Annotated in this window: 14 protein-coding genes and 2 pseudogenes; 2 read left to right on the top strand and 14 right to left on the bottom strand. The window is 64.6% G+C overall.

Features of this window, described 5'->3' with window-relative positions; all coding sequences use genetic code 11:
• Window positions 1–193: 193 nt before the first annotated feature.
• Complete coding sequence (locus D3I60_RS09385; protein WP_262775876.1) at window positions 194–1,417, top strand: amidohydrolase; 1,224 nt, start codon at window positions 194–196, stop codon at window positions 1,415–1,417.
• Between the two features lie 89 nt (window positions 1,418–1,506).
• Here the strand turns inward: D3I60_RS09385 and D3I60_RS09380 are convergent, their stop codons facing one another.
• The 6 genes from D3I60_RS09380 to D3I60_RS09355 all read right to left on the bottom strand — a co-directional run bounded on the left by D3I60_RS09380 (window position 1,507) and on the right by D3I60_RS09355 (window position 5,279).
• Window positions 1,507–2,076, bottom strand: coding sequence for a DapH/DapD/GlmU-related protein (locus tag D3I60_RS09380; RefSeq protein WP_262775875.1), 570 nt, complete (start codon window positions 2,074–2,076; stop codon window positions 1,507–1,509).
• Between the two features lie 36 nt (window positions 2,077–2,112).
• Window positions 2,113–3,135: a zinc-dependent alcohol dehydrogenase family protein gene (locus tag D3I60_RS09375; protein WP_262775874.1), complete on the bottom strand. Its 1,023-nt coding sequence runs from the start codon at window positions 3,133–3,135 to the stop codon at window positions 2,113–2,115.
• Window positions 3,136–3,191: 56 nt separating this feature from the next.
• Entirely contained in the window at window positions 3,192–3,605 is a 414-nt protein-coding gene (locus tag D3I60_RS09370; RefSeq protein WP_262775872.1) for a (R)-mandelonitrile lyase, read from the bottom strand.
• The gene (locus D3I60_RS09365) at window positions 3,602–4,513 is read right to left on the bottom strand and encodes a helix-turn-helix domain-containing protein (protein ID WP_262775871.1); all 912 of its coding nucleotides are present in this window, start codon (window positions 4,511–4,513) and stop codon (window positions 3,602–3,604) included. The genes D3I60_RS09370 and D3I60_RS09365 overlap by 4 nt, the downstream gene beginning before the upstream one ends.
• 85 nt (window positions 4,514–4,598) lie before the next feature.
• Window positions 4,599–4,997 (bottom strand): acyl-CoA thioesterase, encoded by a 399-nt coding sequence (locus tag D3I60_RS09360; protein WP_262775909.1) that lies wholly within the window; start codon window positions 4,995–4,997, stop codon window positions 4,599–4,601.
• A 99-nt stretch (window positions 4,998–5,096) separates the two neighbouring features.
• A complete protein-coding gene (locus D3I60_RS09355; RefSeq protein ID WP_262775870.1) occupies window positions 5,097–5,279 on the bottom strand; it encodes a hypothetical protein in 183 nt (60 codons plus the stop codon).
• Window positions 5,280–5,401: 122 nt separating this feature from the next.
• On the opposite strand from D3I60_RS09355, the gene D3I60_RS09350 reads away from it, so the two are divergent.
• A complete protein-coding gene (locus D3I60_RS09350) occupies window positions 5,402–6,613 on the top strand; it encodes a winged helix DNA-binding domain-containing protein (RefSeq protein ID WP_262775869.1) in 1,212 nt (403 codons plus the stop codon).
• A gap of 2 nt (window positions 6,614–6,615) precedes the next feature.
• Here the strand turns inward: D3I60_RS09350 and D3I60_RS09345 are convergent, their stop codons facing one another.
• From D3I60_RS09345 to D3I60_RS09310, 8 genes and pseudogenes are all read right to left on the bottom strand, one after another.
• Window positions 6,616–7,446 carry a uroporphyrinogen-III synthase gene (locus tag D3I60_RS09345; RefSeq protein WP_262775868.1) on the bottom strand — a complete coding sequence of 277 codons (831 nt, stop codon included), beginning with the start codon at window positions 7,444–7,446 and terminating at the stop codon, window positions 6,616–6,618.
• Window positions 7,447–7,469: 23 nt separating this feature from the next.
• Window positions 7,470–7,832, bottom strand: a pseudogene (locus D3I60_RS09340) (LysR substrate-binding domain-containing protein); the annotation flags it as partial.
• A gap of 1 nt (window position 7,833) precedes the next feature.
• Window positions 7,834–8,298: pseudogene (locus D3I60_RS09335) on the bottom strand (cobalt transporter); the annotation flags it as partial.
• Window positions 8,295–8,654, bottom strand: coding sequence for a Cd(II)/Pb(II)-sensing metalloregulatory transcriptional regulator CmtR (cmtR, locus tag D3I60_RS09330; RefSeq protein ID WP_262775866.1), 360 nt, complete (start codon window positions 8,652–8,654; stop codon window positions 8,295–8,297). The pseudogene D3I60_RS09335 and the gene cmtR, both read right to left, overlap by 4 nt.
• A gap of 85 nt (window positions 8,655–8,739) precedes the next feature.
• The gene (locus D3I60_RS09325; protein ID WP_262775865.1) at window positions 8,740–9,441 is read right to left on the bottom strand and encodes a hypothetical protein; all 702 of its coding nucleotides are present in this window, start codon (window positions 9,439–9,441) and stop codon (window positions 8,740–8,742) included.
• A gap of 14 nt (window positions 9,442–9,455) precedes the next feature.
• Window positions 9,456–10,793 carry a replicative DNA helicase gene (gene dnaB / locus D3I60_RS09320; RefSeq protein WP_039211746.1) on the bottom strand — a complete coding sequence of 446 codons (1,338 nt, stop codon included), beginning with the start codon at window positions 10,791–10,793 and terminating at the stop codon, window positions 9,456–9,458.
• Between the two features lie 152 nt (window positions 10,794–10,945).
• Window positions 10,946–12,328 carry an FtsX-like permease family protein gene (locus D3I60_RS09315; RefSeq protein WP_262775863.1) on the bottom strand — a complete coding sequence of 461 codons (1,383 nt, stop codon included), beginning with the start codon at window positions 12,326–12,328 and terminating at the stop codon, window positions 10,946–10,948.
• Between the two features lie 11 nt (window positions 12,329–12,339).
• Window positions 12,340–13,758, bottom strand: a complete 1,419-nt coding sequence (locus tag D3I60_RS09310; RefSeq protein WP_262775862.1) for an FtsX-like permease family protein — start codon at window positions 13,756–13,758, stop codon at window positions 12,340–12,342.
• Window positions 13,759–13,762 lie beyond the last annotated feature (4 nt).

Here is a 13,762-nt window from a genome sequence, read left to right as displayed (position 1 = left end):
TTGATCCGGCAGGTGCCAATCCAATCCTTGTGCACTTCCCGTCCGTCTCTGCACGTCTCTTCCGCCACCTACAGTTGTCGCAATGTTTCGCACAACTGAGAATTTCGTACCGTTCGAGGCGTCATCCCCGCTGATACTGTGAGAAATGTCCGCGCCTGGAGAGTCCACCCGCGACCAGAGCACAGGAGACACGATGACGACACCTTCATTCCTCGACTCCATCGCTTCCCAGCTCGACTGGCAGCGCGAGGTCTACAAAGACCTTCACCGCAATCCTGAGGTCAGCCTCGACGAGCACAAGACCGCCGATCGCATCGCGGTCGAACTCGAGGGACTCGGCCTCGAGGTCACCCGGATCTCCGCCACCGGTCTGGTCGCCGTCATCGACAACGGCACCGGACCGACCGTTCTCGCACGAGCCGATATCGATGCTCTCCCCGTCACCGAGGACACCGGCCTCGACTTCGCGTCCGAGGTCGACGGTGTCATGCACGCCTGCGGTCACGATATGCATGCCGCCGCTCTTCTCGGCGCGGTCCGGCTGCTCAAAGAGAACCAAGATGCCTGGTCAGGCACGTATATCGCGCTCTTCCAACCGGCAGAGGAGAACGCGGCCGGAGCGAAGGCGATGATCGACGACGGGCTGACGGACAAGGTTGCGACCCCCGATGTGGCCCTGGCCCAGCACGTCATGCCGCTGCCGGCCGGCAAGATCTTCACCGCTGCCGGACCGGTGATGTCGGCCGGGGATTCGGTGAAGATCACGGTCTTCGGCCGCGGCGCCCACGGGTCCATGCCGCACCTGTCCGTCGACCCCGTGGTCCTCGCGGCCTCGATCGTTCTGCGCCTGCAGACGATCGTGTCCCGAGAGACCGAACCGGGTGAGTTCGCCGTCGTCACGGTCGGTGCGTCGAACGCCGGATCGAAGTCGAACATCATCCCCGATCGGGCCGAGCTGCTGCTCAACGTCCGCACCTACGACACCGCGGTGCGCAAGCGGGTGATCGCATCGATCGAGCGGATCGTCCGCGGCGAATGCGAGGCCGCCGGAACCCCGAAGGAACCGACGTTCGAGTATTTCGACCAGTTCCCTCTGACGGACAACAGCGAAGCGGTCAATGACACCATCACCGAGGCGCTCACAGAGTTCTTCGGCACCGAGGCGGTGCTCGAGGCGACCCCGGAGACCGCGTCGGAGGACTTCAGCGAACTGCCGAAGGCCTTCGGCATTCCCTACGCCTACTGGTTCGTGGGTTCCTTCGATGCCGAGAAGTACCGAGCCGCCGAAGAGGCCGGAACCGTATTCACGGATGTTCCGGCCAATCATTCGCCGTTCTTCGCCCCCGAACTCGAGCCGACTCTCGAGATCGCGACGAAGGCGCAGGTCGTCGGCGCTTTGGCCTATCTCGGCGGCTGAGCCTACCTACTTCGACCACCGATCCCGAGCAGTCTCCCCGTGGCCTGTGATCGGTCGCGCGGAGACAGCAGGCTCCCTCGTCGGGTGATTCACTCGTCGATCGTGCGCACGACGTGTGCCGGTGAGCCGACGACTACGGCGCGAGCCGGAACGTCTCTGGTCACCACAGATGCCGCGGCGACGACGGCGTCATCACCGATGGTGATGCCTGGCAGGACGGTCACGTTCGACCCGATCCAAACATTGCGTCCGATGACGATCGGAGCCGGGTGCATGTCCGCACGACGGTCCGGCTCCATCCCATGGTTGAGGGTGGCGAGAACGGTGTTGTGCCCGATGAGCGTGTCATCGCCGATCGTTATTCCGCCCTGGTCCTGAAAGCTGCACCCGGAGTTGATGAAGATCCGCTGCCCCAAGGTGATGTTCTTCCCGAAGTCCGTGTGGAACGGGGGAAACATGGCCACAGTCGGATCGACCTGGCGTCCCGTCAGCTCGGCCAACAGCGCGCGAACCTCATCGGGTTCATGGTAGCTGCCGTTGATTTCTGCCGTGATGCGCAGGGCTTCCTGGCTGGTGCGGTGCATGACATCATGAAGAGGCGAGCCGCCCGTGATCGTCTCTCCGGCGTTGAGGGCTTTCAGCAGATCTGCTGTGTCCAAGGTGTCACCTTTCTCCTGTACTGACAGATGAAGAGATCAGGGCTGCAGCAGGACCTTGACGGCTTCACGGCTGTCCATAGCCGAATAGGCGGCCGCGGCGTCGTCGAGGCTCATCGTCTGGTCGAAGACCTTCCCCGGGTCGATCTCTCGGTTCCAGATGAGTTCGATGAGGTCCGGCAGGAAGCGACGAACCGGTGCGGGCCCGCCGTGCAGATGAACCAGACCGAAGAACAGTTCTCCTCCGGGCAGCTCGACATCGTGTGAGACACCGACATAGCCGACATGACCGCCGGGTCGGGTCGACCGGATCGCCTGCATCATCGCTTCCTGTGAGCCGACCGCCTCGATGGCGCTGTGGACGCCGAGGCCGTCGGTGAGCTCTCTGATCTTCGCCACGCCCTCGTCGCCGCGTTCTTCGACGATGTGGGTGGCACCGAATTCGCGGGCGAGGTTCTGCCTGTCGACGTGACGGCTCATGGCGATGATCGTCTCCGCTCCCATCTGCTTGGCGGCGAGGACTCCCATCAGTCCGACAGCGCCGTCGCCGATGACGGCGACCGACTTACCGGGGCCCACCTCGGCGGCATCTGCAGCGAACCACCCGGTGCCGAGCACATCGGATGCTGCCAGCAGCGACGGGATGAGATCGTCATCAGGCTGTCCCGGCGTGGCGACCAGGGTGCCGTCGGCATGGGGAATGCGAGCGAATTCGGCCTGGGTGCCGATTCCGCCGTCGACGAAGATTCCGTTGACGCAGCGGGACTGGTAGCCGGCGGTGCAGATCGGGCAGGTGTTGTCGGAGATGACGAATGATCCGACGACGAAGTCACCAGGTTTGACGTTGCGCACCTCGTCGCCGACTTCCTCGACGATGCCGACGTATTCGTGGCCCATGAGCTGCTGATCCGGTGCGTCCGCACCGCGGTAGGGCCACAGGTCCGATCCGCAGACGCACGCTGCCACGACCCGGATGACGGCATCAGTGGGTGCCTCGATGGTCGGATCGGGACGTTCTTCGACCCGGACGTCGCCGGGCCCATGCATGATCACTCCGCGCATAGTTCTCTCCTTGAGAAGTTCGGTTGTTCGTTGCTGTTCGGTTCTGGTCGTGGGGCTCAGCTCCGCGGACGGTTCAGGTCCGCCTCGTCCACGTGCTCGAGCCAGGTGGTCGTCTGAGCGGGATCCTCGGCGTTCTCGAGCATGGCGATGTGCTCCATGAATGTCTCGGGGGCGGCTCCGTGCCAGTGTTCCTGGCCGGCCGGGCAGTAGACGGTCTGCCCCGGGCGGGCCTCGATAACGTCACCGTCGCGTGTGCCGAACAGAGCGGTTCCGCTGGTCACGTGCAGAGTCTGACCCTTAGCGTGCGAATGCCATGCGGTATGCGCACCGGGGGCGAATCGGACCCGTGCGACGACCATGGTCTGGCCGTCCTCCTGCGGGGAGGCGATGGGGTCGACCCACACATCGCCGCTGAATTGCTCGGGCGGGTTCTTCGCTGTCGGTGTCGTTGGGAGAATGCGGTGGCTCATGATCGATGTCCCCTGTTCTCAGGAAGTTGGTTCTCGGATAGTCGTTCGGTCTCGGTTGTCGGCGCCGCCCACGAGGCGAGCAGGCGCAGCTTCTGCTCCGATTCCGAGCCAGGTTCTGCTGTGTAGATGAGGAGGACGAGTCCGTCTTCGGCGGTGATCCGCAGCTCCTCGAAGGCGAGGACGAGCTCGCCCACGACCGGATGGTTGAAGCGCTTCATCCCCGTCCCGTGCGTGCGGACATCATGTTGGGCCCACAGGGTTCGAAACGTCTCGCTCTGAGTCGACAGTTCCCCGACGAGGTCCTGGATTCCGCGATTGTGGGGATCCCTTCCTGCCGCGCTGCGGATGATCGCCACGCACATCTGTGCGAAGAGTTCCCAGTCCGGATAGAAGTCCTTCGATGCGGGATCGAGGAACTGGAATCGCGCCAGGTTCGGAATCCGTCCGCCATCGCCGATGACCGGCGAGTAGAAGGCTCGGCCGAGTTCGTTGACGGCGACCATGTCCTGCATATCGTTGCGGACGAAGGCGATCGATTCCTTGATCGAATCGAGCATCCAGAACAACGTCTCGTGCGGTGGACGCTGAGCGGTCACGGGACGTCGTCTGCGACCCGAGGTCGGAATGCCGTCGGCGGCACGGGCGAGATCAACGAGGTGGCCCCGCTCGGTGTCGTTGAGCAGCAGAGCCTCGGCGAGCGCTTCGAGGACAGCCGCAGAAGCCCCACCGATCGCGCCCCGTTCGAGTTTCGAGTAGTACTCGACGCTCAGTCCGGCCAGGGCCGCGACCTCGCTGCGGCGCAGGCCCGGCACTCGCCTCGTGCCGTGGGTGGGCAGGCCGACCCGATCAGGGGTGATCTTCGCCCGTCGTGACATGAGGAATTCGCGTACTTCGGCCCGGTTGTCCATATTCTCCAGGCTAGACGCGTTCTCATCTGAGAGGGATACCCTGTCAGGGCACCTCTGCGCATCACTTCTGCAGCACCGAGCGTGTCTACGGTGGTGGGTGGGGCATTCGGTCGCGATCGTAGGTGATCGTCGTGTACCCGTGTGGAACCGGTGTGCCGTCCTCGTCGACTCCGACGAATACGATCTTCTCGATGCTTAGGATCGTCTTCCGGGTGATCATATTGCGCACCCTCGCCTTCATCGTCAGCGACGTACGCCCGAACTGGGTTGCGATGAGCCCCATCTCGATGAGATCGCCTTCCCTCGCCGAAGCCTGGAAGTCGATCTCCGAGATCAGCTTCGTCACAACTCGATGGTTGCCGAGCTGGATGATCGCGTAGATCGCGGCCTCCTCATCGATCCACCTCAGCAGGCTGCCGCCGAAGAGGGAGCCGTTGGCATTGAGGTCCTCGGGCCGCACCCATTTGCGGGTATAGAAGTTCATCCCCTCCACATCGTGGCGGGCGAAGCTCTCTGTGGGCTGTGCCGTCGCTGTCATGCGATCAGAGTAGCGAGGAATTGTTTCGCCGTCGCTTCGTCCGTGTTACCGCTTTTCGACGTCATCCTTCATGGCGGTGAGGGTCCGCCGGATGTTCAATCGCTGGAAGTCCGCGAAGCTCTTCCCACGGGTGACGATGTGGTCGAAAACCCAGGCGAACCATCGGGTCATCTGGGTCGGATCGGCGATCTGCTCCCAGAGCCCGGCGGCGTCGGCTTTGATCACCATACTGTCGCTGACCTGCATCGTTCGCGTCGTCGTCGTTCCTTCTCATTGTGGTCGTGCACGCACCAGGAGTCGGCCGAGCACGTGGCCCCATTCAAACACGGGTCCTGAGCTAGCCTGGGCCCATGGCCGACTCCGCGACGAACGACGAGATCATCGCCTTCCGCCTCCGCGCCCATCACCTCGATGAGCGACTCAGCTACAACTCACTCCTTGACGCCGCGGGAGCTTGCGGCATCCAGAACAGCCCACCGGGATCCGCGCTGACTGCGCTCCATGCACGGGTCGAGGACATGAGTGCGACGGCGTTAGATTCGGCCGTCGAAGAGGAGAAGTCGCTGTTGCAGAGCTGGTGCATGCGAGGGGCACCCCATTTCTTTCCCGCTGCCGATCTCCCGGTCTTCACCACCGGGGTCGAACCGACGAGTGAGAAGGCGATGCGCCATTTCGTCCTCGGAGTCGAGCAGTCGGTCGATTCGCTCGGGATCCCGCTGAGTCAGATCCTCGATCGGGTTGAGCAGGAGATCGCCGGGGTGCTCAGAAGGCGGAGGATGACGATCACAGAACTCGGCGAGGAACTCGCCGACGTGCTCGCAAACTCCCTGACGACGAAACAGCGAAGCACATGGGAATCTCAGGGCCCGTATGCGAGGGGCCAGAGCCTCGGTGCCGGGGTGATCCACTTCTGCATTCGACTGCTCACTCTGCGGCAGATCCTCTGCTTCGCCCCGCGCGAGGGAAACACGGCTCAGTTCGTTCTGCTCGACGAATGGATCGACGATCCTTCGATCACCTCCTCGACCGCATCCGACGAGAGCGAACGCGACCGGGCCAGGTCCGAGCTGCTGCGGCGTTATCTGCACTGCTATGGACCGTCGACACGTGCCGACTTCGCCGCTTGGATCGGAATCCGGTCCACGGAGGCGAAACCATGGTGGGACCTGATCGCCGGAGAGATCACCGAAATCGATCGCGGGCGACGGACCTGGATGCTCGCCGAGGATGTCGATCAGCTGCATCGCGCGCAGCTTCCGCACGGCGTCCGTCTGCTTCCCCCACACGATCCATATACGCAGATGCGGGATCGGGAGACGATCGCGTCCGAGGACTTCCATCGGGAGATCTGGAAGACCGTGGGCGATCCGGGAGCGCTGCTGGTCGACGGCCGGGTCGCGGGGACCTGGAGGGCGCGGAAGCGGAATCGACGACTGAGCATGACGATCGCAACGTTCGGCACCGTCCCGAAGTCGGTGAAGAGCGCGCTGACCGCTGAGGCAGAGGCCATCGGCGCACTGCGCGAGGCAGACGGTGTCGACATCGAATTCACGTCAGACTGAGATCATTCAGCGAGTTCGCTGATCAGCACGCGAGCGAGGGCTCCGAGTCGGAATCGCTCGGGAATCACGGTTCTGATGCCCTGTTCATGCAGCGGTGCTGCGGTGACGTCGCCGACTGCTGCCGCCACCACCGATTCGTTGAACGCCTCGATCACGGCCGGCAGCTGTGCCTGCTCGTCGGCAGCGGTGAGGAATGCTGCGGCCCCGGGTGCTGAGGTGAAGGCCACGGCATCGCACCTGCGCTCCACGACGAGTCGGACCGCGTCGACCACGGCGGCCGGATCGGGGGCCGGACCCCACCGGTAGATGACGAGGGAGCGGACATCGGCGCCTGCTGCGGCGAAGGCCTCATCAAGTCCGTCGGCGCCGGCACCGTGATGCTGTACGGCGATGCGCTGACCGTCCACGCCCTCGCTGAGGAGGACCTGCTGGATCTCTGCGCTCGTCTCGGATTCCGCGACCCAGTGAGCGCTCAGTCCGGCCCCCTGAATCGCTCCGCGTGCCTTGGGGCCGCGGGCGTATATCCGTGCTCCAGCGAGCATCGAGTGCCACTCCTCGCGCAGACCCGCGGCTTCAGCCACGTCGCCCCAGCCGGTGAATCCGACGCCGGTCGTGACCACGACGATGTCCGGCCGGGCCTCGATGAGCTCACGGGTGCGTGTGACGAGTTCAGGGTCATCGATGTGAGGGATGACGGACAGGGTCGGTGCGTGCACGATCTTGGCACCGTGACGCTCGAGAGCGGAGGCAAGCTGCTCCGCGCGCCGCTGAGCTGTGAGCACGATGCGACGTCCGGCCAACTCGTCACCGACGTCAGTACGGGGCTGGTTCATGCTCATATCCTGGTCGCGCCGCCTCACCGGGGCAACTTCCGGCCGTCGAGAGCAGCCTGGTGGGCGAGCATCTCATCCTTGAGCCCCTGGACGACGGCGGCGATCGCCGGTCGCCGCATCGAATCGGGCCTGAGCACCATCCAGTAGGGCAGTCGCTCGGCCACCGAATCGGAGAAGAGCCGCACGAGGTCGGGGTGCCGGTCGGCCATGAAACACGGGAGGAAGCCGATTCCGGCACCCGCACGCGTCGCTTCGACGTGAACGAAGACGTTCGTCGAGGTCAGTGCATCCTTCATCTCGGGAAACAGCCGCCTCGGCGCATCGAGGTCGTCGACCTGGAGCATGGAATCGACGAAATAGACGAGCCGGTGGTCGCTGACTTCCTCAGATGAGGGTCTGCTTGGAATCAGCGACCGCCGTAGCAGATCCCAGTTCTCGTCCCGTCCTCCGCTCGAACCAGCTGAGGAACGGCATCACCAGCAGGCTGAGTGCGGCGATGATGATGCCGACGGTCGAATGTTCAGGCTGGCGCAGGCCCACCATGGACAGAACAGCGTCCACGCTGACGTAGACCGCGAGCGCGAAGAAAGATACTGCGATGACGCGCAGAGCGACCCGTTCCCGGCGCTGGGGTTCCGGTGCCGAGAACTGCCAGGCTACCGCTGCGGCGGAGAGGACCTCGACAATCGAATCGAGTCCGAACCCGATGAGAGCCGCCGAGGAGGCTGCTCCTCCTGCAGCAATGGCAACGAACGCTTCAATCACGTTCCAAGTGATGGTGATGGCAACGATGATCCGGATCCGCTTCCGCAGAATTGCTGCTCTCTCCGTTCGCGGCGCAGTCTCGGTCATCGGCTCGGTCCAGCGTCACAGCAGCCGGCCACCGTGCAATCGGAATCGGCACACGGCGCGTTCTCATCGACTGCCAGAGTCGTCTCGACAAGAGCACTGAGAGCTGTTGCCAGATGAGGGTCGGCGATCTCGTAGCGCGTCCGCCGACCTTCAGGTTCGGCCACCACGATTCCGCATCCTCGCAGGCAGGCGAGGTGGTTCGAGACATTGGTGCGCGTCAGTCCCAGATCACTTGCCAAGCGCGCAGGATAGCCGGGCTCGGAGAGCAGCGACAGCAGAATCCGTGATCGTGTGGGATCGGCCATCGCGCGGCCGAGGCGCTGCATGGCATCGACACGGGAAGGAATAGTCAGCATGTGCTGACTATACAGCGTACGCTGACCTGTTGTCGCGGACCGCTCACGCGGAATGAGGGCGCCTCCGGCGCCTGCCGCCCGGTCGTCAGCGCACGTGTTGCTGCGACGGGGAACGCGTCCATCGCAGCAAGACGACGATCAGACAGATGAGGAACACGATCCCCGAGGTGACCAGTCCGGTGACGAGGATGCCGATATCGGCAGGCAGATCCACGTCTTCGGCCGGTTTGGTCGGTGCCTTCCCTTCCGGATCGATGAGGACGGAGATCGTGTCGCCCTCATCAAAGTCGTCGTATCCGTCCTTGCCGCGGTAGATCAGCGGCTCGGCGACGGGGGTGCCGTCGGCGCGTTCGAGGCTGTAGGTATGAACATAGACCTGCCGCAACCTGGGCGGATTGGAACTGTGCACGGTCTTCTGTTCGACTTTGTGATCGGCGACGACCACCTCGGTGAGTTCACCCGTCTGAGACAAAGCGAGATCCTCGCCGAGCATCACAGTGCCGATGAGCGCAATGGCCACGAACGGTCCGGTGTACCAATACGCCGGCGTGTGTCCCATGAACCTGCGCATCGCCAGAGTGACGCCGAGGAACACGAAGCATCCGAGGATGATCGTGAACAGCAGTTGGTCCGGATACAGGCATCCGATCGTGAAGACCGCACCCGAGCCGACGAAGAAGACAGCAGCGGTGATGATAATGGTCAGCGGATTCCGAGTGCCTTGGTTCCAGCGGCGCTCACTCTTCCCGCCGTCACCCCACTTGCCGCGCATCCAGTAGGCGTCCATTCAAGCCCCGCTCGTCACTGCGGCATGTTGACGAATCGGGACTTCGCTCCCTGGAACGCCACGGGGATGTCCATCGTCGGACCGGCACGGTGCTTGGCGACGATGATGTCGGCCTCACCGGCGCGTTCGTGTTCCTTGTCGTACATGTCCTCACGGTGGATGAGGAGGACCATATCCGCGTCCTGCTCGATCGAACCGGACTCACGCAGATCCGAGATCATCGGCCGCTTGTCCGTGCGCTGTTCGCTGCCGCGGTTGAGCTGGGACAAAGCGATGACCGGCACCTCGAGTTCCTTGGCCAGCAGCTTGAGCGAACGGGAGAACTCAGAGACCTCCTGCTGACGGGACTCGACGCGCTTGCCCGAGGACATCAGCTGCAGGTAGTCGACGCAGACCATCTGCAGATTGTGCTGTTGCTTGAGCCGGCGGCACTTCGCGCGGATCTCGGTCAGCGCCATGTTCGGCGAATCGTCGACGAACAGCGGCGCATTGTTGATCCGGGCCTCGGTCGCGGCCAGCGTCGTCCAGTCGTGCGGACTGAGTTCGCCGCGGCGCAGGTTCTGCAGCGGAATCTCGGATTCTGCCGAGAGCAGACGCATGACGAGTTCGTTCTTGCCCATCTCGAGTGAGAAGAACACAGCGGCCGCATCATTGTGGATCGCGGCCGAACGGATGAAGTCGAGCGCCAGAGTCGACTTGCCGACTCCGGGACGCGCGGCGATGACGATCATCGTGCCCGGGTGAAGACCGTTGGTGAGGTTGTCGAACTCGGTGAAACCGGTGGGCACACCCGCGGTCTGCCCATCGGTGTTGCCGTTGCGTTCGATCTCCTGGGCCACCTCGCCGAGGATGTCGGACAGGATGACGTAATCCTCTGTCGTATGGCGTTCGGTGACCTTGTAGATCTCCGCCTGAGCGGAGTTCACGACGTCATCGGTATCGCCTTCGGCGTCGTAGCCCATCTGCACGATGCGGGTGCCGGCCTCGACGAGGCGGCGCAGTACGGCCTGTTCGCTGACGATCGCGGCATAGTACCCGGCGTTGGCGGCGGTCGGGACCGACGAGATGAGGGTGTGCAGGTAGGCGGCACCGCCGACGCGGGCGAGGTCGCCGGTCTTCGTCAGGTAGTTCGCCACCGTCACCGAGTCCGCGGGCTCGCCCCGGGAGTAGAGGTCGAGGACCGCCTCGTAGATGGTTTCGTGAGCGGGTTTGTAGAAGTCGTCGCCCTTCATCGTCTCGACGCAGTCGGCGATGGCGTCCTTCGACAGAAGCATCGCGCCGAGCACGCTCTGCTCGGCTTCGACGTCCTGCGGAGGGGTCCTCAGACCGTCATAGCCCTGGTCGTTGCTCACTTCAGTTCCTCTTCCTACACAGCCGCGTCGACGCGCACCCGCAGATGGTGCGCTCCAACTGTACCCGGAGACCCGAGGAGGGTCCCACCGGCCCGATCACTCCCGCCGAACCGGTTCCGACCATCCTAGGACGCGGCTCTGACACAGAAGCTTCAGTCCCGCGTCCTCCCGGCCGTGGCCACGGAGTGCAGAATCGGCTTCGTCAGCTGCAGCCCACCACGGATGATGCCGATGCCGACGACCACTGTGAGCAGGATCGTGAGGAAGGTGACCGGCTTGAACACGAGCGCGGCTCCGGCCAGGGGCAGGACGAGCAGCAGCCCGAGCCCTCCGGCCAGCAGGGACACCCAGATCGCTGGGGCCATGACGGCCCGCACCAGTGCCCGGTGCAGCAGCTGAGGATCGGCGCCGGCGGCATAGAGGTCGGAGAAGGTGTCGGCACGGTCGTAGATGTCGGCGACCTGGTTGATCACCGCGGACACGGCGATGAGCACGATCGCGATGCCCATGACGAGCAACACCCCGGTGAACAGGTCGTGGAAGAGGTTGATATCGGAGGTGCCCATCGTTGCCGGGTCGTCCTCGGCGGCGTCGAGGCCGAGCTGCATCAGCGCCACCCCCGACCCGCAGACGGCCGCGGTGAACGAAGCCATCGCGAGTCCGGACACACGTCGCCAGAACCGTTTGGGTTCGTCGGAGACCAGGCGAGCCGCGATGAGGCGCTCCGGGGTGGCGGCCTGCCGACCGGACAGGTGGGCGAACCAGCGGACGAGGAGCCCGCCGAGGAGGTCGACGACGACCAGCCCGAGAGCGAAGAATCCGACCATCGCGCCGAGCACGATCCCCACGCCGAGGCCGCCGCTCTGGGTGAGCGCGAAGACGACCGGCAGCAGGCAGATCACGAGCACCGTGACGATGACCTTCGCCACGGGGAACTTCCGCTCCAAGCTCTTCGTCCGCACCCCCAACGGAGAGACCGCGACCTTGCGCAGACCCAGCAGGGCCGAACCCGCGCAGACCAGAGCCAGGAAGACGACCACGACGAGGATGAGCCAAGTGGGCATGAGCATGTTCGCATACCCGATGGGTTCGCCCATGAAATGGATGAAGCTGACCGGCAGCGCCAATCCGAGATACCCGAACACCCCGAGGATGATGCCGGCCAGGGCCGGGATCAGCGGTTCGGCCACGGCGAGCGCAGTGATCTGGGAGCGTCGGGCCCCGAGCAGCGACATCGTCGACAGCCGTTCGTCCTGGCGACGTGCCGACAGGGTCGCCGAGGCCGATGCCAGGGTGGAGGCGGGGATGATCAGCAGAGCCGTGGCCAGGGCCGCGAGGGTCTTGTACATGATGTCGAGACCCTCGTCCGCGGGATCGGGGCTCGGTGGGATCTGGAAGAACATCCAGGTCCCGGCCGCCACGGTGAGGAACAGCGTGGCACACGCGAAGAACGCGGCGGCCACGAGCACGGAGCTCGCCGAGGTCAGCGATCTCCGTCCGAGGACGAGGGGAACTGCTGCGAAGGACGTGGACATCGGGTCTCCTCTCAGGCCATGGTCGCCTCGGCGTTGGCCCGGTTCTCGGGTGCCGCCTCGGCGAGGGTGCGGTTATGGGGATCGATCTCGGTGACCCGGCGGACGAGCGGGCGGGTGACCTGCAGCCCCAGCCACACCATCGCAACCCCGGCCACGAGGACGGCGGCGACGGTTCCGATGGTGAACGGATCGCCGAGGTCGCTCACCGAAGCCATGAGCCAGGCTAGGATTCCGCCGAGGAACAGGGAGACGACGGTGACCAGCAGGATCGGCGACATCACGGCGTTGACGGTCACCCGGTGCATCATCTGCTGGGTCATTCCGGCGGCGTGGAGCTCGCGGTAGGTCGCGGCCCGGTCGAGGATGTCAGCGGCCTGGTTGATCGTGGCCGAAACGATGACGAGGACGAAGGCGATGACCAGGGTGAGGATGAGCCCGGTGAAGATATCGTCGCCGAGGTGGACGTACGGTCCCATGACCGCGCGGTCCTCGGCGGAGAAGTCCTCCTGGCCGCTGCGCATCATCGCCGTTCCCGCCCCGCCGACGACGGCGATGAAGGTGATCATCGCCAGCCCGGCGACCCGGCGCCAGTACTGTCCGGGAGCGTCGGCGATCATCCCTGCCGCCATCACCGAGGCGGGACCGCGGGCGATTCTGCCGGCGATGCCGGCGTGGATGCGGATGCACAGGACGCCGAGGACGCTGATGAGCAGAAGGGTGATGCCGATCGTGGCGATGCTGTACATGATCGTCACCGCCATCGGCAGCTCCATCTGGGTGGAGATATAGGTCGCGATGGCCACGATGAGGATGAGCACGATGGCCGTGATGATGCGGGCCAGGGGGAATCTCCGGGGCAGCGACCGGGTGCGCACGCCCAGCGGGGAGACCTGGATCTTGCGCAGGCCGATGAGCGAGGCGATCAGACAGACGGCAAGGAGGCCGGCGACGACCGCGGCGAGCAGCCAGACCGGCATGAGCAGCGCCTGGTAGCCCAAGGGCTCGCCGACGAAGGTGATGAAGCTGAGCGGCCAGGCGACCAGCAGGTAGCCGCCGATTCCGGCGAGGATGCCCAGCGAGGCGGGGATGAAGGGTTCGGCGACGGCGAGGAGGCGGATCGTGCCGGGTTGCGCCCCAAGCAGGGACAGGGTCGAGAGTCGTTCGTCCTGACGGCGGGCGCTCAGTTTCGCCGAGGCGACCCCGAGGCTGGTCGCGGGCACGAAGAGGAAGACCGTGGCGAGGACGGCGAGGAGCTGGTACAGCTCGGCCACCTCGGCGTATCCCGAGACGTCGGGGCGGTCGATGAATGCCCAGGCGCCGGCGGCCACGGTGAGAAAGATCGTCGCGCAGGAGAAGAAGGCGATCCCGACGAGGCGCGACGTCATCGAGGTCAGGGACTGTTTGGACAGGAGGACGGGAAGGATATTCATCTCA

Source organism: Brevibacterium permense, assembly GCF_025506275.1.
Classification (GTDB): domain Bacteria; phylum Actinomycetota; class Actinomycetes; order Actinomycetales; family Brevibacteriaceae; genus Brevibacterium; species Brevibacterium permense_A.
This window is presented reverse-complemented; position numbering and strand designations above follow the sequence as displayed.

What these genes read in the sequence shown, in the direction of transcription:
- D3I60_RS09350 (WP_262775869.1), top strand. Translation starts at nt 5,402, where the DNA reads ATGGCCGACTCCGCGACGAACGACGAGATCATCGCCTTCCGCCTCCGC.
- D3I60_RS09385 (WP_262775876.1), top strand. Translation starts at nt 194, where the DNA reads ATGACGACACCTTCATTCCTCGACTCCATCGCTTCCCAGCTCGACTGG.
- cmtR (WP_262775866.1), bottom strand. Translation starts at nt 8,654, where the DNA reads ATGCTGACTATTCCTTCCCGTGTCGATGCCATGCAGCGCCTCGGCCGC.
- D3I60_RS09355 (WP_262775870.1), bottom strand. Translation starts at nt 5,279, where the DNA reads ATGGTGATCAAAGCCGACGCCGCCGGGCTCTGGGAGCAGATCGCCGAT.
- D3I60_RS09375 (WP_262775874.1), bottom strand. Translation starts at nt 3,135, where the DNA reads ATGCGCGGAGTGATCATGCATGGGCCCGGCGACGTCCGGGTCGAAGAA.
- D3I60_RS09345 (WP_262775868.1), bottom strand. Translation starts at nt 7,446, where the DNA reads ATGAACCAGCCCCGTACTGACGTCGGTGACGAGTTGGCCGGACGTCGC.
- D3I60_RS09325 (WP_262775865.1), bottom strand. Translation starts at nt 9,441, where the DNA reads ATGGACGCCTACTGGATGCGCGGCAAGTGGGGTGACGGCGGGAAGAGT.
- D3I60_RS09370 (WP_262775872.1), bottom strand. Translation starts at nt 3,605, where the DNA reads ATGAGCCACCGCATTCTCCCAACGACACCGACAGCGAAGAACCCGCCC.
- D3I60_RS09310 (WP_262775862.1), bottom strand. Translation starts at nt 13,758, where the DNA reads ATGAATATCCTTCCCGTCCTCCTGTCCAAACAGTCCCTGACCTCGATG.
- D3I60_RS09365 (WP_262775871.1), bottom strand. Translation starts at nt 4,513, where the DNA reads ATGGACAACCGGGCCGAAGTACGCGAATTCCTCATGTCACGACGGGCG.
- D3I60_RS09360 (WP_262775909.1), bottom strand. Translation starts at nt 4,997, where the DNA reads ATGAACTTCTATACCCGCAAATGGGTGCGGCCCGAGGACCTCAATGCC.
- D3I60_RS09315 (WP_262775863.1), bottom strand. Translation starts at nt 12,328, where the DNA reads ATGTCCACGTCCTTCGCAGCAGTTCCCCTCGTCCTCGGACGGAGATCG.